This is a genomic window from Paenibacillus sp. DS2015 (assembly GCF_050433705.1).
In the GTDB taxonomy this organism is placed as follows: Bacteria; Bacillota; Bacilli; order Paenibacillales; family Paenibacillaceae; genus Paenibacillus_AQ.
On the sequence record NZ_JBNPWS010000020.1, the window covers coordinates 27,871 to 50,239 of the forward strand.

The 22,369-nt window shown below is 42.0% G+C and carries 12 protein-coding genes; 10 read left to right on the plus strand and 2 right to left on the minus strand.

All coding sequences use genetic code 11. The annotated features are described in order from the left end of the window. Positions 1-276: 276 nt before the first annotated feature. From J2T13_RS16890 to J2T13_RS16900, 3 genes are all read left to right on the plus strand, one after another. Positions 277-2,631 (plus strand): Ig-like domain-containing protein, encoded by a 2,355-nt coding sequence (locus J2T13_RS16890; protein WP_429373333.1) that lies wholly within the window; start codon positions 277-279, stop codon positions 2,629-2,631. Positions 2,632-2,949: 318 nt separating this feature from the next. After that, positions 2,950-3,849: a diacylglycerol/lipid kinase family protein gene (locus J2T13_RS16895; protein ID WP_429373335.1), complete on the plus strand. Its 900-nt coding sequence runs from the start codon at positions 2,950-2,952 to the stop codon at positions 3,847-3,849. Between the two features lie 276 nt (positions 3,850-4,125). Then, positions 4,126-4,656: an acyltransferase gene (locus J2T13_RS16900; protein WP_429373337.1), complete on the plus strand. Its 531-nt coding sequence runs from the start codon at positions 4,126-4,128 to the stop codon at positions 4,654-4,656. A gap of 363 nt (positions 4,657-5,019) precedes the next feature. Here J2T13_RS16900 and J2T13_RS16905 read toward each other — a convergent pair whose 3' ends face one another. Continuing rightward, positions 5,020-6,759 (minus strand): hypothetical protein, encoded by a 1,740-nt coding sequence (locus J2T13_RS16905; protein ID WP_429373338.1) that lies wholly within the window; start codon positions 6,757-6,759, stop codon positions 5,020-5,022. An 82-nt stretch (positions 6,760-6,841) separates the two neighbouring features. Continuing rightward, positions 6,842-7,756 (minus strand): hypothetical protein, encoded by a 915-nt coding sequence (locus tag J2T13_RS16910; protein WP_429373340.1) that lies wholly within the window; start codon positions 7,754-7,756, stop codon positions 6,842-6,844. Between the two features lie 469 nt (positions 7,757-8,225). Here J2T13_RS16910 and J2T13_RS16915 point away from each other — a divergent pair, with 469 nt between their 5' ends. The 7 genes from J2T13_RS16915 to J2T13_RS16945 all read left to right on the plus strand — a co-directional run bounded on the left by J2T13_RS16915 (position 8,226) and on the right by J2T13_RS16945 (position 22,253). Continuing rightward, a complete protein-coding gene (locus J2T13_RS16915; RefSeq protein WP_429373341.1) occupies positions 8,226-10,007 on the plus strand; it encodes a vWA domain-containing protein in 1,782 nt (593 codons plus the stop codon). Positions 10,008-10,028: 21 nt separating this feature from the next. Beyond that, on the plus strand, positions 10,029-13,418 hold the full coding sequence (locus J2T13_RS16920) for a tubulin-like doman-containing protein (RefSeq protein ID WP_429373343.1): 3,390 nt from the start codon (positions 10,029-10,031) through the stop codon (positions 13,416-13,418). Positions 13,419-13,421: 3 nt separating this feature from the next. Beyond that, positions 13,422-15,800 (plus strand): transcription initiation factor TFIID, encoded by a 2,379-nt coding sequence (locus tag J2T13_RS16925; protein ID WP_429373345.1) that lies wholly within the window; start codon positions 13,422-13,424, stop codon positions 15,798-15,800. 38 nt (positions 15,801-15,838) lie between these two features. Further along, positions 15,839-17,119, plus strand: a complete 1,281-nt coding sequence (locus J2T13_RS16930) for a vWA domain-containing protein (protein WP_429373347.1) — start codon at positions 15,839-15,841, stop codon at positions 17,117-17,119. Positions 17,120-17,162: 43 nt separating this feature from the next. Beyond that, on the plus strand, positions 17,163-17,798 hold the full coding sequence (locus J2T13_RS16935; RefSeq protein WP_429373349.1) for a beta-mannanase: 636 nt from the start codon (positions 17,163-17,165) through the stop codon (positions 17,796-17,798). 157 nt (positions 17,799-17,955) lie between these two features. Then, the gene (locus tag J2T13_RS16940; RefSeq protein ID WP_429373351.1) at positions 17,956-19,212 is read left to right on the plus strand and encodes a TRAFAC clade GTPase domain-containing protein; all 1,257 of its coding nucleotides are present in this window, start codon (positions 17,956-17,958) and stop codon (positions 19,210-19,212) included. Then, positions 19,212-22,253, plus strand: a complete 3,042-nt coding sequence (locus tag J2T13_RS16945) for a glycosyltransferase (protein WP_429373353.1) — start codon at positions 19,212-19,214, stop codon at positions 22,251-22,253. Before J2T13_RS16940 ends, J2T13_RS16945 begins: the two co-directional genes overlap by 1 nt. The last annotated feature ends 116 nt before the right edge of the window (positions 22,254-22,369 follow it).

A 22,369-nucleotide genomic window follows, 5' to 3' on the forward strand; every position in this document is an offset into this window, starting at 1 on the left:
ATTAACTGTGATATTACCAATAAATGTGTATTATTACAATGATAATTTTTAATTTACGTTATGTTTGATTACATTAAGATAATATAATATGTTATATATATGCTATATATATGTTATGTATAGAATGTGGTGTTTTTGTTCAGGAAAACACGATTTTTTTGTCGAATAAAGTGAGAAATATGCAGATAAATATTCATAAATCCTAATGTCTGAGTAGGAAGTTGCCGATATTGAAGTAATACGAATATTTACAATAGGAATTGGAGGGAAATTACATTGTCTATTAGATTTAAAAGGTTCTTGATTATGTCATTGATCCTGCTCGTAAGTTTTGCTAATGTCGGAACAACTTGGGCAGCAACAGATACGGTATTGTCCAAACTGGTACTTTCCAAGAAACAATTAACGCTTGAGATTGGAGAATCCGCTACGTTGACTGCAACAGGTGTCTATGCGGATGGAACAACGAAAGTCGTGACTATAAATACCGAGTGGACGAGTGGAAATGCTGAAATAGCAACGATATATAATGGTACAGTTACAGCGAAAGGTGAGGGTACTGTAACTGTTATTGCTGTACATGGAGGAATCTCTGAATCTGTTCAAGTGAATGTAACTAAAAAGGTGAAGGCTTTAGTTAAGGATGTTCAGAATTTAGATCTTCGTATAGCAGAGGAGAAAAGTGTTGGATTAACGGCAACTTATAATGATAATTCAACTGAACAAGTGGCTGATAAAGCGGATTGGTCATCGGCTAACAATAATATTGCAACTGTAGTAAATGGTAAGGTAGTAGCACAAAGTTCTGGGACAACTACGATTACTGCCATTTATGGCAAACAGACCGTTTCGTTAGAAGTGAAAGTCGAAGTTGTAAAAAGACTTGATCTTAATGTTCCTGATCTTTCCTTACTCCTGAAAGATTCTAAGAAGGTAATATTGACTGCAACCTATCCAGACGGGAAAAGCTTACCTGTTACGGAGGATGCAGTATGGACTTCTGATAATGAAAAGGTTGCTGATGTAATTAAGGGTGAAATAACAGCTTATGCTGCAGGTACTGCTACAATTACAGCTGAGTATGGCTCTAAGACAACAACCTTGAAGGTAGATGTGGATAAGACTCGTAAATTAGAATTTGATAAACAGGATCTATTCTTACATGTTAGCAAGGAAGAACAAGTTAAATTAAACGCTATATATCCCGATGGGACCTCTGTAAACGTTACAGATATAGCGACATGGAAATCAAGCAATGAAGCCATTGCTTATGTTAATAAGGGTCTCATTCACGCTGAGGCTCCGGGGTCGGCTACCATTACTGGAACTTATGGAGAGAAGAGTATCTCAATTAAGATAGATGTCGATGTACCTCGTCATCTTGACATAAGTGCGGAGGATGTATCGCTGGGTATTGGTAAGACTCATAATCTAATATTGACAGCAACGTATGCCGATGGAACTAAGGAAAAGGTAACGACCAAAGCGGAGTGGAGTTCTACTGATGCGGGGGTTGCTTATGTATCTAAAGGTGTGATTTCCGCTTATAAAATGGGTGAGGCTACGATTACGGCTTCCTACGGTGGCTCTTCGGTAACAACTAAGGTTAAGGTTGATATTGCAACTAAGACTACGTTGAGCGTTAAGACAGCAAGTATCAAAGTAGATAAAGAGTATCAAGTAAATTTAGTGGGAACGAATGAAGAAGGAAAAGAAGAAAATCTAAACAGTAAGGCAGAGTGGAGTAGTAGTAAAAGTGATGTTGCTGAAGTGGAAGATGGATTAGTTAAAGGTCTTGCTTCAGGTACTTCTACGATTACAGCTCTATATAATAATACTAAATATACGATGACAATTAGTGTGGGTTTAGTGAGTAATTTGGAAGCAGATTCTCAAATCCTTGTGATGAGTTCTGGCGACAAGAAGCAAATTACCATTACATCAACAGATGCAGCGGAGAGTAAAGAAGATGTAACGTCATTGGCAACTTGGAAGAGTAGTAACACTTCTATTGCTAGTGTTTCTAAAGGACTTGTAACGGGTTTTAGCAACGGGAAATCTAACATTACTGCAGAGTATGGTGGTCAGAAAGTTACGATTTCTGTCGAAGTAGACGTTATTTCTAAACTTGAAGCGAATGAACAGCACTTTTCATTGAAATCAGGGGATAAGGAAGACATTACGATTACTGCGACATACAGTGATGGTTCAACGAAAGATGTTACCACAAAGGCAGAATGGAAGACATCGAAGTTTGCTGTAGCAACAATAAGTAAAGGGGCTACAACCGCAAGTTTAAAAGCAATTAGTTATGGTAAAGCTACCATTACAGCTAAATTTGCCAACAAGTCGATCTCTATTCCGGTAGAAGTGGATATTCTGAAATATTTACAGACCAACGAAGTGGCTATGTCACTTAAAGTGGGCGAGGAAGTTAAGATCGTAGCAACAGCTACTTTTAATGATGGAAGCGAAAGTGATGTTTCTAAAGTAGCATTGTGGAAATCTTCTCGAATTTTAACTGCAACGGTTAAGGATGGTAAAATTAAAGCGACTGGAAAAGGTAAGGCTACGATTACCGTCAGTTATGCGGGTAAGAAAACAAAAGTAGTCATTATAGTTACTCCGTAGAAGCATATATAATTGAAGAATTGAAGAGCAGCTTATCCTCGTCAGTAGAGGGTGGGCTGCTTTTGTTATAGAAAACCTCATGAATATACGGTGTCATTTATCACAGACGAAATAAGATAGTCGTATTCCGCAGAGTAGGCAGTGTTTGAGAAATTAATGATGTTCATTTATATATTTTTTGCTTACACTAATATGACAAGAGAATTAGTCATATAGGTAGATAGAGCTAAAGAAGAACCCTTATATTCCTGATTTTGTCCCGAATCCATAGAGTCTGGGAATGTAAACTTTAGTTCAATCACAGATGGAGGTATATCCATGTATTTGTTTGTCGTTAATGAAAGCTCTGGAAACGGAAGAGGTCTTCGTGTCTGGAAGGAAATAAGTAAGAACCTTGATAGGCAGGGTATCGTTTATCGATATGAATTTACACAAAGTGCCGAGCAGGCATATACATTTTTGACAGAACAACTTGCCACATCCATTACTTGGAAGGCGGTGGGAGTTGTCGGCGGAGACGGTACGATTCACAGCCTACTCCCTGTATTACGGCATTCTGGCGTCCCCTTAGCCGTCTTCCCTTCAGGTTCTGGTAATGATACAGCTAGAGGATTTCAGATTCCAATGAAACCAAGCGCCGCATTAGAAATTATGCTGGAGGGGTTACCCAAAGATGCTGATTTGATTGCTGTTTCGGGGCAAAGTACTCTTACCGCACTGGCTGTTGGTTTTGATGCGGAAGTAGCCCACAACGTGAATAACAGTCATTATAAGAAAATCTGCAATGCTATAGGCATAGGAAGATTGGCGTATCTAATTGGCATTTTCCATACATTACTTACTTTTCGTCCTGCTCCTATAACTGTGGAGTGTGATGGTGTAACACGGACGTACACATCTGCTTGGCTGACAGCGATCAACAACGTTATAAGTTATGGGGGAGGACTTACCATCTGTCCTCAGGCAAAGCCCGACGATGGGATGTTGGACATCTGTATTGTTCATGATTGCTCCAAGTTTAAGCTCCTACTGCTCTTTCCGACGATACTTTATGGAGGGCATACCCGTCTTTCCTTCGTCACGATGCTGCGTGGACGTGAGATCTCTGTGGAAAGTGTGCTTCCCCGTCTTGCCCTTGGAGATGGAGAGCATCTTGCATCCACGCCATTAACGGCCGTTGTGGACACGGGTGCTCTGAAGGTCATGTGCGCGCATTAAGTAGTTTTGAGAAAATGGTTACTCGTTCCTCATTGAACGGTGACCTTAATAGTAGACTGTTTGATTAGAAGTCATCTTCTCGTTAAGCAGCTAAAAGATGTCCTCAATTCATCGGGAGGCATCTTTTTAATGTCCAACGATCCGATTCCCAACAGTGCTGTAGCTTCACATATTCGGTTAATAGTTATTCAATTTGAATAACTATTAACCGAATATGTGAATATAATCTGCTATAATATTCATTATGAGTACTATTTGGAAGGGGGGAAAGTCTATATGGGATATAAGGGAGTATTGTACAAACTTAGAGGGCTCATCAAATTTGGCGAAATAACAACAAAGATACGTGGTAAAGTATTCGTTAATAAAATTGGGGAAATCCGAGTGGGGAAGAATCTTTCTATAGTAGGACATCCATGGGCTGTTCAAATTACCAGTACCAAGGGTGCAAAATTGACTATTGGGGATCATGTATACATTAATGCAGGAGTGGGAATAGCGGCTAATCAAGAAATTATCATTGGGAATAACGTCAAGATAGGTCCAAGAACCAGCATTTTTGATAGCAATTACCACCGTATGGATTCGACTGATAAAGGTGAACTTAGCAAAAAAATAGTCATTGGAAATAACGTTTGGATAGGGGCAGATTGTACCATTCTTCCAGGAGTGACCATTGGAGATAATTCCGTGATCGCGGCTAAGAGTACCGTTAATAGAGATGTTTCAAATAATGTATTGGTGGGAGGGAGTCCTGCTAAGCTAATTCGAGAATTAATCATAGAGGATGGTTGGGTTAGAGATTAGAGGGGGATGTCCCACATACCGTTTAGTCCTAAGGTAGGGATTACGGACATAAATGTTTGCATGGTTTCTAAACTCATACTTAGTCTTGAACTTCAGGGAGTTTGATTCGTGTCTCCGCACGTTTCGTAATTATCTCCTCGGGTCTTGCCTTTTCACCTTGTAGCCTGATTACAACATAAATGACCCGTAAGATTGACACATTTTTTAATGTGCCCATCTTACGGGTCATCGTTCACTTCACTTCAAAGAGTGAGCTGCTTTCGCTTTATTTTATGAAGAAGGAGACAATTTTGAAACAAACAGGGTTAATAAGAAGTCTATAATTATAACGAAGGTTACATATAGGGTATAGCGCATCTCTTATTACTCTATACTTTCGACTTCAAAGACGGGAGTCGACGTTAATTCATCATTCACATATAAGTCTTCGTACATGTTAAATGTCCCGACTACAGTGATGGGTCCTTCAGAAAAATCAAAGTTTCCGATCAGCTTTACATAATCATAGCCCATCTCAGCGTAGGCCGACAGGGTACCTGGTTGTGTCACGTAAGTACTGAATTGTACTTTCTCACCGCGATATCCAATCAGGTTATCCGCTGCAATGTTAGTATAGTCTTGTTGGATGCCTACAAAGGTATAACTGTCGCCGGATCGCTGGTAGATGGCGATGTGTCCGGAACCTTCGTCATTGGGATTATCCAAGAGCAGGTTGCCGGTATCATCTATTTGATAGCCATCAGCGTCAATTTGAAGTAAAGTCGCAATGCGGTCTGTTTGTACTTCAAAGGCAGAGTACGAAGCTAATCGATTGAAGGATTCTCCCTCAACAAGGATGACTGGAGCTGCAGCAGTACTAAGTTGTTCATCTACTCGGATGTCTCGGATCGGCATGGTTTGCGCGATATTAGAACTGGACATGATGTGCACAAGCCCTTCGGAATCCATTTCTCCGAAATAGAGCGTGTTCTGTTCATCAACTGCGATGACATAGATCAGAGCTCCGAAACGGTTGCTTCCACTGATAACATGACTATAGCTGTGTGCGCTGTCTGCCGCTTGAAGGAGTCGCAAGGGTTCGTGGATCGTCCAAGCTCGTTCGGCTGTGCTTATCTCCTCTTGCGTGTTGTGGTAGGCGTTTAATCCTTCGTAGATGACAATAGCTTGCTCAAATTGAGCGGAGGAGATTTTGCGCTTAGCTGAATTAAGCCACTGAAGTACTTGTGCTTTAATCTCAGCAAGTACATCAGAATCTAGATTACCACGGGTTACGAAGGTGGTATAATCTATAGCGTGTGAAGCAAAAGCGGCATAGTTCTCCTTCTCAACATCCTTTTGAAAGATCGTTCTGCTTATCGCTTCTGCTTGATCCATAACCCAATCACCTGTAACGCTATGGGAAGTATATTCTGAGAGCATGGATAATGATGTATCAAGTACATTGTTGAATTGTCCAGCAGATGCCATTCGAGTCAGTTTGGTATGATCATAGCTTGTAAATTTACTGTATAACTGGGCGTTCTTCTTATCCTTATTTCCGTAGAATAGTTCTGGGATTGCGAGTAGGTTCCATTTAAAAGATTCATCCGAGTAGTCGGAGTTCGTTAAGTTTTGCTGCATCTGTTCATAGAATAGTGTCTTAAACGCTTGGAAATATCGAATGATATCATCGGATATCCCATATTGCGCCGAAATCTCCTTATAATAAGGAGCATAACGATTGCCTTTTTGCATATAAGAAGCGCGGACAGTAGTTAATTCGCCGTATACGTTTAACATTTCGTAGAAGTCCTGATTGTCATTGGCAATGCTTCCCAACAGATCAAGTGCTGCAAGCTTCTCTTTGATCTGTGTAATGGGGGCAAGCTCAGCTAGGCGTGAGGAAATCTCTTGCTCTTTATATCGAATAGAGCGGTTGTTCTGAGCTTTATGGTACCAAGTCTCGGCATCAATTAGATTCTTTTCTGCATAGAGCCGATTGGCATCAGCCAGCCAGGAAATCTTTTGATGGATGTGATAACCTTTTATACCAATCATGATGCCAACAGCAACGCATAACAGAATTAAACTATTTTGCAGGGTTATGATCCGTTTAATCGTCATAGATTATAGCCTCTTCGACTTTTAGTTTGAGAATCGTATTTTTAAATGCATGCCGTCTTCTTAAGACGACGAAATCGATCGTTTATCCTTGTGTGTATTTGTCACTATGAATACGAGATACTTCTTCTGCTAAGTGGCCCCAAGATTGCTCAGGATGCTGGCGAATAAGTTGATATAGACGCATGAACCGATCTTTCGGAAGGTAGCGGGCATAACGACGGATGAATTCAGGGTAAGAATCAACATACTTCTTCATTCTTACAGCGGCACCTGCTACTCCTGTCATAATGTCCCTTCCATGCTCCATTTCTAGAATCTGTGCTTCATAGGTCAGAATATAGCGAATGGTTTGATTCTTTATGAGATCCCGCTGTACTTTAGATATTTCACCTATATAGGCGGCAAGGTCTGTATCAAAATCTTTGAGGAGTAACGGCTCAATGACGAGATCCATATCTTTTCGCAAAATAAAAGTCTGTAAAAGAACAACCTGTTGTAGGCGGATTCGGTCATTATGAACTAAAGTACTGATCTCACGTAGCATTTCATAAGTCATGACTTCATTATTCTGCAAATGCGAGATTGCAGTTTGGCGATTATGCTTAATGCCTTCAATAATCCGGGCTTCTTCATCTTCGATCAGGCTTTCCATCTCTTGAGGGATGACGTAAGGTAGCATTCTTCTTTGGACATTCCATAGCAAGAGGATAAGGAGAATGCCTACGATAGCGCAGAGGGTCATCTGCATAGGATCACGACCGAACCAGACGCCCACCAAGGTGAATAGGAGTGCAGCTAGCAGTTCATTTCTCATAGACCGTTTAGCTTTAATCTTGGCTTTCGTATGGATAGGCATCAGGGCGTCTTTACCACAGGAAGCGCACTGATCCTCCCAGAGAACTGTAAATGATTTACAGTGATTGCATATTCTCAATTTCTCATAGCTATATTTAGTTTGTAGGAAGGGTCTGATCGTGACGGGTTTTTTCTTATTCATGTCGCTTAGCCTCACCATTGACAATGGATATAAGCTGCTCGTCAATTTCCTCGAAGGAAGGTGATTTCTTGCGATTAGAGATATATGAAAGTGAATTTAGACTAACAAAAAGAATCAAAACTCCAAGACAAACGTATGTAACCATGATGAGTTTCCTTTCTCATTGTTGATATAAGACTACTCACCTAGGGGGAGAGTCTGAAAAGCAGGGATCTAACATTGTACTTTGAAAGGTTTAATTATATCATATTATTAGACAATGGCAGAATCTAGTGTGTAAAATGACATAATTTATAAATTTATGCATTATATTTATGTAACCTTAAGAGTGTCTTAAGAGATATTTAAGACTTTTCACCTATAGTTATAGGTAGTGTGGAAATCGTTCTACATATCTAGAATGAATTGAAGACGAACCCACATATTCTAGTTTTTATCTAAACATCTCATTATAAAAGGAGTAAAACTAATGCTTCGGAGAAACCAACTTACATTCCGTCTCCTGATGGTCTTGTCTTTATTGTTGCTGCCGTTGTCTGGCAGACTGCCTGAAGCCTCGGCAGCTCAGCAGGCTTCACAGATTGATGCTATGCTCGTTGTGGATGCTAGTAATTCCATGAAGACGAGCGATCCTAATAAAATTGGTAATGAAGCCATGAAAATGTTCATTGATATGTTGTCAGCTCAAGGAGATAAGGTCGGCATTATTTCTTATACTGATCAGATCCAGCGTGAGAAGGCATTGCTTGAAATAAAATCGACGGCTGATAAAGAAGATTTGAAGCAGTTCATCGATCAATTGGATCGTGGTCCATACACAGATACGGCAGTAGGGATTCAGGAGGCTGTCAAAGTTCTGCAACAAGGAGTTGATCCCACCCATGAGCCGATGATCGTATTACTAGCGGATGGTAATAATGATTTCAACAAAACAAAGGGTAGAACACAAGCGCAATCCGATGAGGAATTAGCTCAAGCTGTTGCAGATGCGAATAAGAGCGGTATTCCGGTGTATACCATTGGTCTTAATGCTGATGGTAAACTGAATAAGGAGACGCTTGCTCAAATTTCAAAAGAAACAGGGGGTAAAGCATTCTCGACAGATGCGGCGGATGATTTACCACAAATTTTAAGCGAGATATTTGCTAGTCACCTGAAGCTGAAGATTGTACCTATTCAATCCATTAATGCTAACGGAAGTTACCAAGATGTAACGATCAATGTACCGAATAGTAACGTTCTTGAGGCGAATATTTCTATTATGTCTAATAAACCTGTTGAGGTGAAGCTAACGGATCCTTCAGGTGCCAGCAAGACCATCCCAGCATCTGATATCTTATTCTCTGAGTCTAAGAGTTATTCTTTGCTGAAGCTCCTCTCACCTGTTAAGGGTGACTGGAATTTGCAGGTGAAAGGGGTAGCTAAAGACAAGATCGACATTAATCTTGTGTTTAACTACGATATGGAACTCACGATGGACGCTCTACCAAGCAAGACCTATAAGAAGGGCGATAAGATTGCTATTACATCCCATTTAGTGAGTGGCGGGCAGAAGTTACAGAATAATACGCTCTATAACAATATGACGGCCAAAATCATGGTAACTGATTTGAATACAGGGGACACCGATGAGATAGAAATGACGAATAGTGGTGATCATTTTGAAGGTACTTATAAAGTAGCTGATCAACACGAATATGAGCTTAAAGTTAGGGCAGAGGATAAGAGTTTTTATCGTGAGACCGAACCCGTAAAGATTAGTACGCAAGCGGGCGGAGCAAGTACAAGCAATCCTTCGACAACACCGGATGTGACAGATAAGAAGTCATCACCACTCGTACCCATTATCATTGGTGTTATCGCACTAGTAGCGGTTGCAGCAGCATATTTCATACTGACAGCGATGAAAAAGGCGAATCGTGGGTTTGTAGGTCAACTTGTCGTTGAGATTCGTGATGAGAATACAGGTGAGAAGACATATCCACAGTATAAGAAATTGACTGCTTTTAAGGGTAAATTCAATCTTCATCAAGTGTTACAACTTGCGCCAGAGCTAAAAGAAACAGATAAAATCATGTTTATGCCTGGCAAGAATGATCGATTGTTGCTGAAGAATGGCTCCACAGTGCAGATAGAGAAGTCGGGTCGTGTAACAGATGCTACTCAGGGCCTTGAGCTTAAAAGTGGAGATCGGATTACTATTCCGCTACAAAGTGTAGATAAGACCATTCTGATTGAATACCTGGTGTAACCAACCTTAGGAGGAATTAGTATGAAACCAATCGTTAGAGAACATATACAGCAGTTAGATGTATCGTTAGGTGGAGGAATTGTTAGTGACAAAATCCGAGTAGACACGATTGATAATCCGATCCTCATTATCGGACTTGGCGGTACGGGGATCGATGCGTTACTTCGTTTGAAATATCAGATTAACCGTCGATTCAAGTTACCTGCGGACCCGCAGTCTAAGAAGAAACGGGATAAGCCTGACAATGTTGAATTTCTAGCCTTCGAGACGAATGAGCAAGATCGTGCGAAGAAATATAAAGGTGTTGGACTTGACCCTATCAATGAGTTTGTACTGCTATCCAATGCTGAGATTGGTGGACTTCTACAGAATCGTAGCATTCTAGAGCCATATATTACAGAATGGTTATCACCTGAGATGAGCATTACAGACGGAATGAATGGTGCAGCAGGGGTTCGTCAAGCCGGACGATTGCTACTATTTACGAAGATCAATCAAGTGGTTCAGGCTATCGATAAGAAGATCAAGACGCTTTCTGTAGGCACCAATAAGAAATTGATGGTGTTCTTGCTTACCGGGTTATCTGGAGGTACGGGTAGTGGATGTTTCCTTGATATTGCGTATATCGTAAGAGGAATTATCGAGCGTGACCACGGATCAGCAGGGATTGATCGGGTTAATACGCTAGGGTATTTGTTCACACCGGATATCAACTTATCCAACAAGAGCTTAAGTGAACATACCCGTGAATATATTAAAAAGAATGGTTACGCAGCACTCAAAGAACTCGATTATTGGATGAACGTGGATAGCCGAGGCGAACGATTCCAGCAGAAGTACGGAAGTATTCTGACGGTGAATTCACCACTGCCACCGTTTAATCTATGTCATTTGATTTCTGCGACGAATATGGAAGGCAAGTTACTTGAGAATGCGTATGACTACTGTATGAACGTGACGGCAGAGAACATTACGAACTTTATGGCTAGTGAAGAGAAGGCTTCGGGTGAGGAATTCGCTATCCATGACTATATCAGTAACATTCGTACGAACATTGCTCAGATGAACAAGGTATACCCAGCGAACTATGAATACAACATTATTGGCGCATCCTCGGCGGTTCTTCCTATTGAAGAGATGACGACTTACCTGGCCTACCGACTATTTGGCAAAATGGAGAAGATGTTCGAGAAGGCACCTAGTCAAGATGACGTTGAGAACTTTGCTCGTAAGCTGGGTGTGGATCTAGACACCATGATGAAGACGTTCGAATCTCGTGTACCCGAGCCGCTTCCAGGTTATCAGAATAGTGAGCGACTCAGCTATAGTAATGTCGTGAAAACACAGGTTGTAAATATGGATACGGAACTCGAACAGAATTTCCTTGCTCGTGCGCGTGAGGAATATATTAAAGCTAAGAAACAGCTTCCCGGTGAGCTTGTAGAGCAGTTCACAGAGCAGATTCGCAGAATATTCCTACATCCAGAACAAGGACCATTCTATGTATCTCGGCTTATTTATTCGGAAAAAGGTTTCAGCTTACTAAAGATGCTACTCTCCTACATTGAAGCATTGCGTGAGAGCTTACACCGGATTCCACGCGATATTGAAGCAGCAAGAGAGCAAGCTAATGAACGAATGGGTGATGCGAAGAGTGCGTTCGTGTCTAAAGATAAGAAGAAGAACGTGTATATTGAAGCTAAGATTAATGAATATTGGCTACAGGCTGATGTGGAACGTACGGAACAGCTTATCGAGTTCTATGAAGATCTATATGAGTTGTTGAACAAAGAGAACAATCGCATTTATAACGTATTTACTGAAATTTTGAATGCTTTAAATACTATTTTCTCTAAAAATGGCGATATCCTAATCAGTGGCGACGAACAAGCAGATCATAAGGGGAATAAAACCTATTATTGGAATCTGGTTAGTGTCCCTGATATATCTAAAGTCATTAGTAAGATGATGGGCCAAAAAGATGTAGATGATCTAATTCGTGACTTCACATCGGAACTGCTGAATCATTCGGATCAGTGGGTTAGAGAGCAGGATATCGACATTGTGAGCTCGATTTCGGATTTCCTAAGCGATAAATTTGGGGATCTAATTACGCAATCGATGGAAGATTTCCTGATTATGAAATATGGAGAACAAGAATCAATTGAGAAATTAGTGGAACGAAATATTGCGAGTAAATTGAATGATGAAGCCGTGCCTGTGTTCCATTTGAGCAATAGTTCAGGCAACTTATATTTCCCATCGTGGGGTTTTGTCTCGGTGCCTGTGCAGTCTCCGAGTATTCTCAAGGGTATACGTAATTTCCAGAATAATAATGTGGGCAATGCTCACTTTACAATTAAGGAAAGCCAAGTCAAGAATCGCATATTCTGGTTGAATACGAAGAATGGTGTCCCTTTATTCGTCTATACGCCACTTAAAGTTTACGAGGAGAGTTATGAACGGACCATCCTCGACAAAGAAGGCATTGGACGTCATTTGGTACAAACAGCGGATACGAATTGGACATACCTTCCTTCACCGATTCCAGAGAAATCGTGGGGAGATACGTATTCGAACATTCGTGTCAAAGGATACAATGCTCGTGTCCGTACCGAGTTCGATAGAGCGGTGGCATTGAAAGTAATCACAGCGAAGGGTATTGATCAGAATACAAGCAACCGCTATGCGGTAGTGATGACCGTACCTTTTGACATAGAGTCAGCATTGGCGGGATATGATCTACAATTAAAAATGCCTAAGCCTAATTTAGGTGAAGTAAAGCGAGCGATGAACGATCTTAAACAATTACATTCAGCAGGTTTAGAGCAAATAGAGATTAAAGATATTTTCGGAAGTATTTCAGAGGACTTTGCCAAAGAGAATCTGATCCGCTCACCTGAACTTATTGCCCGCGTTCGTGAAGAATTAGCGAAGTATGATGCCATGAGCACGAAGTTGGCTGAATTCGAGCAATTGTTAGGCTTACATCTGGATGAGGAGAAGTGGTTGGATCAATTCATCGAGGCTCTCTATACAGAGACCATCACGAAGAAGGGTGCTCTCTATGTCTATGACCGTGATCCTGAGGAGGAAGCTTGGGAAGCCTTCGCGAATCTTATGAAGAGTCAGAACTATGTGGAGTATGAGGTATTCGAGCATTTCCGTAAACTGGATGAGAGAAGTAAGAGTACATTACTTCGTAAAGCATCACGCCGAGGTTCGGAGTTAACGTCGTCAGAAGATATTACACCGTTACTTACGATGCTCGATACATTATATGAGACCTTTCTGGATGGACGAGATCGGTTAGAGTACGAGAAGATTGAGTTGGCTAATGGAGAGGAAACATACCAATTCTACAAACAGATGTTAGCTAAATTAAACGACATACGAAGAAAGTTGAAATAGATCATGAGAGAAATACTGCAACGATTCGCTACTGAATATGCGTCTGCAGAGGATAAACTGAACGGTAGAGATGACGATCAGAGTAGCATTCATTATCCTACTGTATATTTGTTCATCGGAGATAAGGTCGCGGACGCGATTGAACCGATTATGAGTATCCATGATAAAAAATGGGATAATAGTGCAGGTGTCATGTATGTTCATATGGCAACTGAAGGTGGAAAGGTAACCTACATGGACACCAAGGCCCAATCGCGGATAGATCGGTTCGAACTGCCTAGCGTTATCGATACTGCACAATCCACTTCGCTTCGTAAAGACTTGTACACCAGTCTTTACAAGAATGAACAATATCTATTGGGTCTGAACCGTATGTTTAGGCAGGTTAGTCATAATATAGCGGATTACGGCCTTATGTACTCTTCATTTGACCGAATCCATCTTTCTTTCATTACGCGGGTCGATGACCCGCTTAATGTGTTCATACCGGAAATATCGATGTTGGCCGAATCTATCTTTAGTCAATCCTTTAAGTCGGTTCAGATGGATCTATATGGATTGATCAGTGAAAGAGAGGTTGAATCCTTCGGGTATACGCATTCGGTGGGTGTTGCATTCTTACGTGAACTGGAATATATGCAACAGAGTGATTATACGTTCTCGGCGCCATTACACGTAACAGAGGATGGCATTTCTATCGCTGTAACACATCCGCCATCCCCATTGTTTGATCTTGTATATTTATTATCAGATAAGAATGAACGTGGTATATCTTCAGTGGGTGATATGCAGGACAACTATGAGATCATCTGTCAGGTGAGCTTACTCAAGAATCGCAAGCAGAAGGAAGCTCAACATCATTCAGGTGGTAACTATAGCTATAACAACATGTCTTTTAAGAATAATATGATGTCCGAATCTGGGCGGCAAGGTTATGTATCTGCAGGGTTATCCAAAGTGAAGCGCCCTAACCAGTCCATTGCACTGACTGTCCTATATCATTTTTATAGACAGATGATGTTGCGTATGAAGAATGGCGCATCCCTCCAGAGCAAGGAAAAATTAGCTTTCTTCGGCATAGATCCGCGAGCGGTATTGGCTTGTGTGGATGCTCTCATGCCGGATGAGGGTAAGATTGAGGAAATGACAGGAATTATGAGTCATCAGGTGAGTTTTAGTTCCTTGAAGCGTATGACACTACGTGAAGCAGAACAGGCGCTATATGGAGATGGTTGTGATGTATATTTTCACACTAATTACGTGAGGGAAATTACAGTGCGCCTTGAAGGTGTGCATGTGGGCACAGACTTGGGTCAAAAGGTGAAGAAGCACATGCTGGAGCAGCCTCAGATTGGATTTTTTCAAGTGGCTGAATGGAGCGATGAGCTTAACAGTGAAGGTGTCATCCAAGAGTTGCGAGCTACGATACGTGAGTTGATGAGTCAGGTTGAGTCTGCCAAGGTAGAACTTGCCCAATACTATCAGGAGTTAGTTGAGGAACAGTCCTTCCCTCGTGTACCGCTAATGGATAAACATAATCTACGACATTTCATGCGTTATTTTGTGGAAACTGTGTATCGTAGAAAGTTGGGAATTGTGCGGTTAGAAACAGAACTTACCCTTCTTCGACGTTATGAAATAGAGTTAACACGGATGCATGAGCATTATAAGCGGCAGGTGGAGAAGATGGAGTCGCTAGAAGATACACTTCGAAAAGCCGCCGTGGAAAGTATAAACAGAGCAGATGATTATATCGGGCAGAATATTCTTGAGTACTACGAGCGTGTAACCGAGGGTATTATCAGAGAGATCGAAGCGAAGCGGGGTCCTTCCGTATTTTTTGAAGATCGATATATGGGAAGTGTAACGGAATTACTGGATGCTGGATTGGATCACTTAGTGGAGCGGCTTATTGAGATATGTCGGAATAATCTGTTAACGGCAGAACCCTTTGCGCAGACATTCGAGGAGGAGCTATTACGTCGTGCTAATGTCACGATTGATTATAGTAATAAACAAGTGCTCTCCAAAGATGAATTATTCAAGAAATTGTATCGCACACTGGAGGACCACGCGGCCATTAATGTCAGATTGCTAGATTATACGCATGAACACCGTTATGAAGAGAAGTATTTCTTCGGTGATGCTGAGAGTGAATTCATTCGTTACTCTCTAGGTGCAGATGAGACTTCTCGTATTTATAAGTTGGGTTATGTTCATGAGAGACGCAGCAGTGGCGTGGAGAAGCTAAATCTCATGGGAGGGTTCCATGTAGAAGATTTAATGTACTATAGGAACGGTAAGATTTATTATGAGAGTTATGTACAGAACGGCTATGAGTTCCACGGGGTGGACCCTGTAATGCTACCGGAACTTCGATAAGTGAGTTGGATTCCATTATGGAAAGGATGCTTTAAAAGATGCAGCGTAAAATAAATCTGCTCCTCGTGTTATTCAGTCTCATCGGAGGTGCCGTTGGCTTTGTAATTGGGGAATTACTACTGAGTAACTTGTACGATGACTGGCCGGGAATTGTAGTTATAGGATTGTATTTGGGCATCCTTGCTTTCTTCATCGGGCTCTTCTGCCTCATTGCAGAAATGATTGATCCTAGATTGAGTGGTCCTTCTTGGCGTCAAAGATATATGGGGACTTCATGGAAGTGGCTTGTACCTGTGACCTTAGTAGCGGTATTTGCACTAGGACTTCTATTCGAATCCCTCTATCAAATCAATCCAGGTCGTGTAAAGGCAGTCCAGAATATTGTCCTTGTGATTGATAACTCCGGTAGTATGAGTGAGACTGATCCTACCAATGGACGATACGAAGCAGCGAAGAATTTAGTGAATAAAATGGATAGCAAAAAGCAAGTAGCTGTCGTTGAGTTCAGCGACGAAGCTAAGCTGGTGCAACCTTTCATTCAGTTGAAGAATCAAGCGTATAAAGATGAGGTCTATGAAACCATAGATTCCCTTGTAACTTCAGATGGAGGTACAGAATTCAGACTTGCTCTACAAGCATCATTACAGCATATTGAAGAGCAGCAAGATCCAGAACGTGGCACGATGGTTATTCTTCTATCGGATGGCTTCAGTGAGATGGATCTGAATCATGATCTGGCTGGCTATCAAGAACAGAAAATTGTGGTTAATACGATCGGTCTGAGTGTAGTTAATGGCGAAGGCTCCGGGTTACTGAACGAGATTGCCTTGAGAACAGGCGGACAGTACTACGATGTAACCAATGCAGATGAGATTTCGAATATTTTTGAAACCATTTATAATAACATCGGTGAACGCACACTCTTGACAGAGCGAACAGGACCTATGCAAGATAGCACTTACTATGCGGTATTCCGTATTGTAGCTTTTACTCTGATTGGATTGGCGATTGGATTATCCTTAGGGCTTATATTTGACAATCGTTATTTGGCGCGGAGCTTTGGTGCAGGTGGTGCTGTGGCAGGGATATTAGCGGGTCTATTGTTAGAATGGGGTCTGAATGGCCAATCGCCTTCAGATAGCATTATCCGTCTACTAGCTTGTCTAATATTAGCGGGTGTCATTGCCGTCTTCACGTTGATTATACCTGTTAAAGAGAGTGGTACAATTCAAGAGGGCGGGCAGCGTCCGGGTCGAGCAGGTGTGAACAGTGGTAGAGGATTATCTGGACGTAATCAAGATAGTAGTAAGGGATTCTGAATAGTCTACTTTTGGAACACACTTATAGGGAGGCGGATAAGGGATGCAATATGTCCATGCGGACTCATCGACTCCAAGCATACGTGACCTGACACATCAAATGGACGAAGACCGTTGCACCTTACGTTGGCGTTGGCCAGAAGGGGTCCATGCGGTATATATATATCGGGCTGCTGCAGATCAACCTATAGAGGAAGAACCTGTACTGGGTAGGTTGAAGCTGTATACCCGAGATGAGTACAAGGCTAACAATGGCTATCATGAACGGACACAGGATATCGGTCGGTGGGTATATACGGTGTTTGCCAGTTGGTCGGATGGTCATGAGCCTGTGCTCATTCGACAAGAGGATGGGCTCAATCGGAAGGAAATCAGTACGGGTAAAGCTCGGATTATATATTCGATCAAGCAGAGGAATAGTTTCTTTCAGAAATACAAGACGATACAAATGCGAGTAACAACAGAAGTCACCATCCACAAAGAAGTGCTATGTTACGTTAAGAAGCAGGGAAGTTATCCCGCGAATAAGTCTGATGGGACGGTATATCCCTTCGTGCAACATTTCAACCCGGGTAAAACAATCTTACCTGTGATTGAGGTAGGTAAGCATGATTTTGTACGTTTATTTTTTACCGATGGACCCAGATACGGGTTGATGTATGAATTAATACCGGAGTAAAGTTTTACTTCGTAAAACTTATGCTTATGCTTACGAAGTATAGTTTTACTTCGTAAAACTTATGTTTATGCTTACGGAGTAAAGTTTTACTTCGTAAAACTATGTTTATGCTTACGGAGTAAAGTTTTACTTCGTAAAACTTTTAGGAGGACAACACATGGGTATTTTCGATATGTTCAAAAAGAAGCCCCAGGAAGAGCGGCCGCTGTTTTACGATATTGTGTGCCCGTATTGTTTCGAGAAGTTTTCTCCAGAGAATGTCGTGTTTCGCGCAGCACATCATCGTGAGGATGATGAGGATTATGCACTAGGCGAGGACGACGCTCTGAACAGGTACCGTGAGCGGTTCGGACTTGATACAGTGGATGATATTGAGGCGATCCTTCATCCGAACAGTATTCCAGAAGAACATCAGATCTACTCTGACAATGTGCTAGTGGCGCTTAATGATCGTTATGGTATCGTTACACGAAAAAGACTTTGTCCTAACTGCCATAATGAGCTACCTGTGACTGCAGGCAAAGTACCAAGCAATATTATTTCGATCGTTGGTGCATCTCAAGTGGGTAAGTCGGTGTATATGACATCATTAATCCATACGCTTCAGAATACAACCGCTGATCATTTCAATGCGGCCTGTATGCCGCTAAATGCTGAGATTAGTCGTAGGTTCCGTACGTCATATGAGGAGCCTTTATTTGAACGTGGTGATCTACTAGCTTCAACGCAAAAAGAGAAGATGCAGGAACCTTTTATTTTTCAATTTGTATTTAAGGATGAATCTAAGCCCCCTCTGACGTTAGTATTCTTTGATGTTGCTGGGGAAGGTATGGTTGATCAAGATTACCTAGGCCTTCATGGTCAGCATATTAAGAATTCTGCGGGTATATTGTTCATGGTTGATCCACTCCAAATTCGCTCTATTCGAGAGAAAATCCGTATTAAATTCGGTGATTCTGAAGAGGGATGGGTATCCCAATATGATGAGCCACGGGATGTGGTACTGACGATGTTTGGGGATTTCATTGCTTATGAGGAGAAGGGCAAGACGAGTATCCCTACCGCAGTTGTACTCACGAAGAGTGATATGTTGCACTCGTTGAAGGATGAAGACGGCGAGTACATTAAATCTAACAGTAATGTGTTCAATAATATGGTGCATCGGAATTGGCTGAATCTCACGGAATTTGAGAACATCGATGGAGAAATTCGGCGTTTTATTGAGAAGGTCGATCGTCCATTTAAAGGTACGATGGATGTGTATTTCTCTAATGCAGCTTATTTCGCTGTATCGGCACTCGGAAGTAATCCAGTAAATCAGAAGCTAGATGGGGTAGCCAGCCCGATTCGGGTGGATGAGCCCTTCATTTGGCTACTGTATCAATTGAAATATATTGAGGGGAGAGAGGAATAGTGACCCATTCAACTCCCCAGAAGATTCAGCAACAGTTGTACACACGTGAGAGACGGGGTGTTTTTCGCTCAGCTGAAGGTTTTGATACGATTGCTAGATCTAAGGGATTGGACCATCCATTTATCAAAAAGGTGCTACATCCCTTCTGCTTATATGATGCACCGACAGCATTATCTGCTCGTGGTGAGAAGGATGCGTCTTTATATCCGGCTGCTATCCATCTATTCCATACGGAGACTGGACAGACGATCCTTGGGCGTAGTATTTATCAGGCGACAGATTTCACAGGGCTTCGTAGCGCCTTTTTCACACATAATTATGTCATTCCGCAGGAACGTACGGAGGAAGTCGTGCATAACTACTCCCAGTGGCTTCGTGCTGACTTTGCAGATCGTTATGACATTGAGCAGGGGATCGATATTCCTGAGTTAGATCAGGTGCCACTAGTGGCTGGACGTGCTAAGCAAGGGGGGGTTAACCCGCATGAACTGCTTACGAGCCTAAATATTAATGAAAAAATATTCAAGCAGCTTTTGTTTGCAGTCATGACTGCCTCTTCAGGTAAGAAGAAGGTTTATGTCGCCTTAGATGTGCCTGCGGAGCAGATTTCAACCAAAGCGGTGGAGTTGCTTGAAGTGTTATATGCGAGTCTACCTTATGAATTCAGAAGACAGCTCGGTTTCATGACTTATGCGAACGAACCTCAGAGTAAAAAAGGTGTTCATTTGATGTTCGTAGAAAGAGCTAGTTTACGATCGAACGATAGAAACACAGATAAAGATTTCACATTCGATCTACACACACAGCGTGTAACGAATGCAGATCTTGAAATAAGTAAACTACCTTACCTAGACTTTATGTGGGGTAATCTTAGTAGCCCAGATCGTGCGGAGCAATTCTACCAATTCGCTGATCTGATGCTGTCCGATCTGGACTTGATGCGCAGAACGGCTATAACTAGCTATCAAGAATTAGCGCTCTTTTTTCAGATTGAGGAAGGGAATGAAGCCCTCTTCGACGAGAGCAAAGGTGCCATTTTGCGGGGTCTTCTGGAATACATATCTCCTCCGGGAGCACTCTCTGTCAAAATGCGGTTAAACGATATTTATCTCGCTGCATTTGATCGTGAATTTGATCTGATTAAACAGGGGCATGTGCCGGATATTTCGATTGTGGAAGCTTTCAAAGATTATTACCCGATTAGTGGTAGAAATAACGAAGGCAAAATTGTGCGTTATCTCATTGTTGCTATTAACAATGCTATATCTCAAAAGCGCAAGGATGTGGCGACATCCTTCTATGCCCTGATTGAGAGTCATCCTCCATTAAGTAAGACATTTTTCGATATGGTATTTACGGGAGGGCTATCCAAGCAGTTATTTGAACCTTACATTCTGCAGAAGTTTACGGCAGCACCTAAACCTAAAGATGTGATGAGGCTAGTAGGAATATGGGGTAATGCGCATCCAGTCGTGCTAAGTAACGCTAATTTTATAGATATGGCTAAGACTCAAATACAGGACAAGCTCCGTCGTGATCCTCAACCGGTATCTGCTGTTAATGCGCTACTAGATCAACAGCAGAAGGTGGAGAGAGAGTGGACGGAGTCAGAATCTATTCCTGATTTCAACTTGTTAGATCAGCTTGCTTATGTAGCGAACTTATTCCTATTAACGGAGATGAGTCTGGATAAGATCACTAAGGAGCAGCTCTTGAGCATTCATTTCTTGAAGGAGCGAACAGAGGTTAAGGCTTGGGCTGCAAAGTTCGAACAACGTGTGCAATCGAACGCCGCGGTTATGCTGGCAGCCTATGCATGGTTCGGTGAGAGTCATCCGGACGAGCGAGTATTTAACGGACTTACGCCGATGGAAATGGATCGTGTGCAGGAGCTAGGATGTCGGTGGCTGCAAGATGATGTGAACACAGCGGAGTTTGAGCGGATAACGTTAGCCTTCTATCAAGGAGGCAGGTCAGGAATTAATTACTCCGGATTGTTGAATTTTATACTTAAGCACGGTAGGGACAAAGAGATGGTGTACGAGTTCATGAAGTGGTCCGCTAATCAGCCGTTGTTTACGCAAGACCGTAGGCTGACTCCTGCCTATGCTTCGGCGATTGTAACTTACTTCAAAAAGAATGACCGAGATGCATTCAAGAAACGTGACCTCGTGAAGCATTACTTTAGCTCGCCGAGCCCTGCACTGAAATCGGTCTATGCCAAAGCGAAAGTGGAGTTATCCTCCCCGATGGCTAGGTTCATACATCGTAATAAAAGACAATTGTTTCTCTTATCGACTGTCATTGGTGTGCTCCTGATTGTCGTGGTCGGGGGGCTGTTTGCTCTGAAAGCTGCGGGTGTATTTGATAAGAAGGAGCTTCCAGTTGTCGAGATTCAGCCCGTTAAACCAGTAGAATCTGATATACCCGTGTCAAGTGGTCCAGACGTGGCAGTCTATGCTGAACAAGTCCAAGCCACTGCGGATAAGAAGGGCGAGACGAAGCTTGTTTTCCTTTTTAAAGAGGCTGGAACTTGTCAGGTGTTTAAAGGGGATAAGGTGACTATTGAATCTGCAGATGGGTCGGAATCGCAGACCTATTCTAATCTGGAGCCTGAAGTGACATGTGAAGCTGTAACAGAGGCACCTACCGGAGAGAGCAAGGATGGAGCGGATGCTACTTCTGCTGATATCACGGTACCAACAGACTCGACGGATACTGCCACGGGTGATGCCAAGGACGGGGATACACAGGAATCGGATACGAGTAAAGAGCTTGATGCAGATCAGGCTGACCCTTCTTCAGAAGATAAGGAGTCTGAAGTTATTAAGGGTTCCGAAGCTTCTGAGAAGACCGATGAGCCTGTTACAGGTACGGAAGAGGATAAGGTTAAAGAAGAAGCGTCACCTACTCTAAAGTTAGAGGATTACAAGAGTTCAGTTACGTTAACGTTGAAGAAATTGACCCAAGAAATTCCGGTGGATAGTACAATCGAAGTAAATGGACAAAAATATACATTAGTGGAGAAGCCTGCGGAGTAACGCAGGTTTTTTTCTTACCGTTCAATAGGAGTCAGATATGTAAACTGCATAGGATAGATTATAATAGTATTTAGCGGGTATTCTTGGGTTATGGGCTTTAAGATATTTACGTCAAT

Bases quoted from the DNA above. Each gene is read 5' to 3' on its own strand.
- J2T13_RS16895 (WP_429373335.1), top strand. From the start codon at position 2,950: ATGTATTTGTTTGTCGTTAATGAAAGCTCTGGAAACGGAAGAGGTCTT.
- J2T13_RS16900 (WP_429373337.1), top strand. From the start codon at position 4,126: ATGGGATATAAGGGAGTATTGTACAAACTTAGAGGGCTCATCAAATTT.
- J2T13_RS16905 (WP_429373338.1), bottom strand. From the start codon at position 6,759: ATGACGATTAAACGGATCATAACCCTGCAAAATAGTTTAATTCTGTTA.
- J2T13_RS16910 (WP_429373340.1), bottom strand. From the start codon at position 7,756: ATGAATAAGAAAAAACCCGTCACGATCAGACCCTTCCTACAAACTAAA.
- J2T13_RS16915 (WP_429373341.1), top strand. From the start codon at position 8,226: ATGCTTCGGAGAAACCAACTTACATTCCGTCTCCTGATGGTCTTGTCT.
- J2T13_RS16920 (WP_429373343.1), top strand. From the start codon at position 10,029: ATGAAACCAATCGTTAGAGAACATATACAGCAGTTAGATGTATCGTTA.
- J2T13_RS16925 (WP_429373345.1), top strand. From the start codon at position 13,422: ATGAGAGAAATACTGCAACGATTCGCTACTGAATATGCGTCTGCAGAG.
- J2T13_RS16930 (WP_429373347.1), top strand. From the start codon at position 15,839: ATGCAGCGTAAAATAAATCTGCTCCTCGTGTTATTCAGTCTCATCGGA.
- J2T13_RS16935 (WP_429373349.1), top strand. From the start codon at position 17,163: ATGCAATATGTCCATGCGGACTCATCGACTCCAAGCATACGTGACCTG.
- J2T13_RS16940 (WP_429373351.1), top strand. From the start codon at position 17,956: ATGGGTATTTTCGATATGTTCAAAAAGAAGCCCCAGGAAGAGCGGCCG.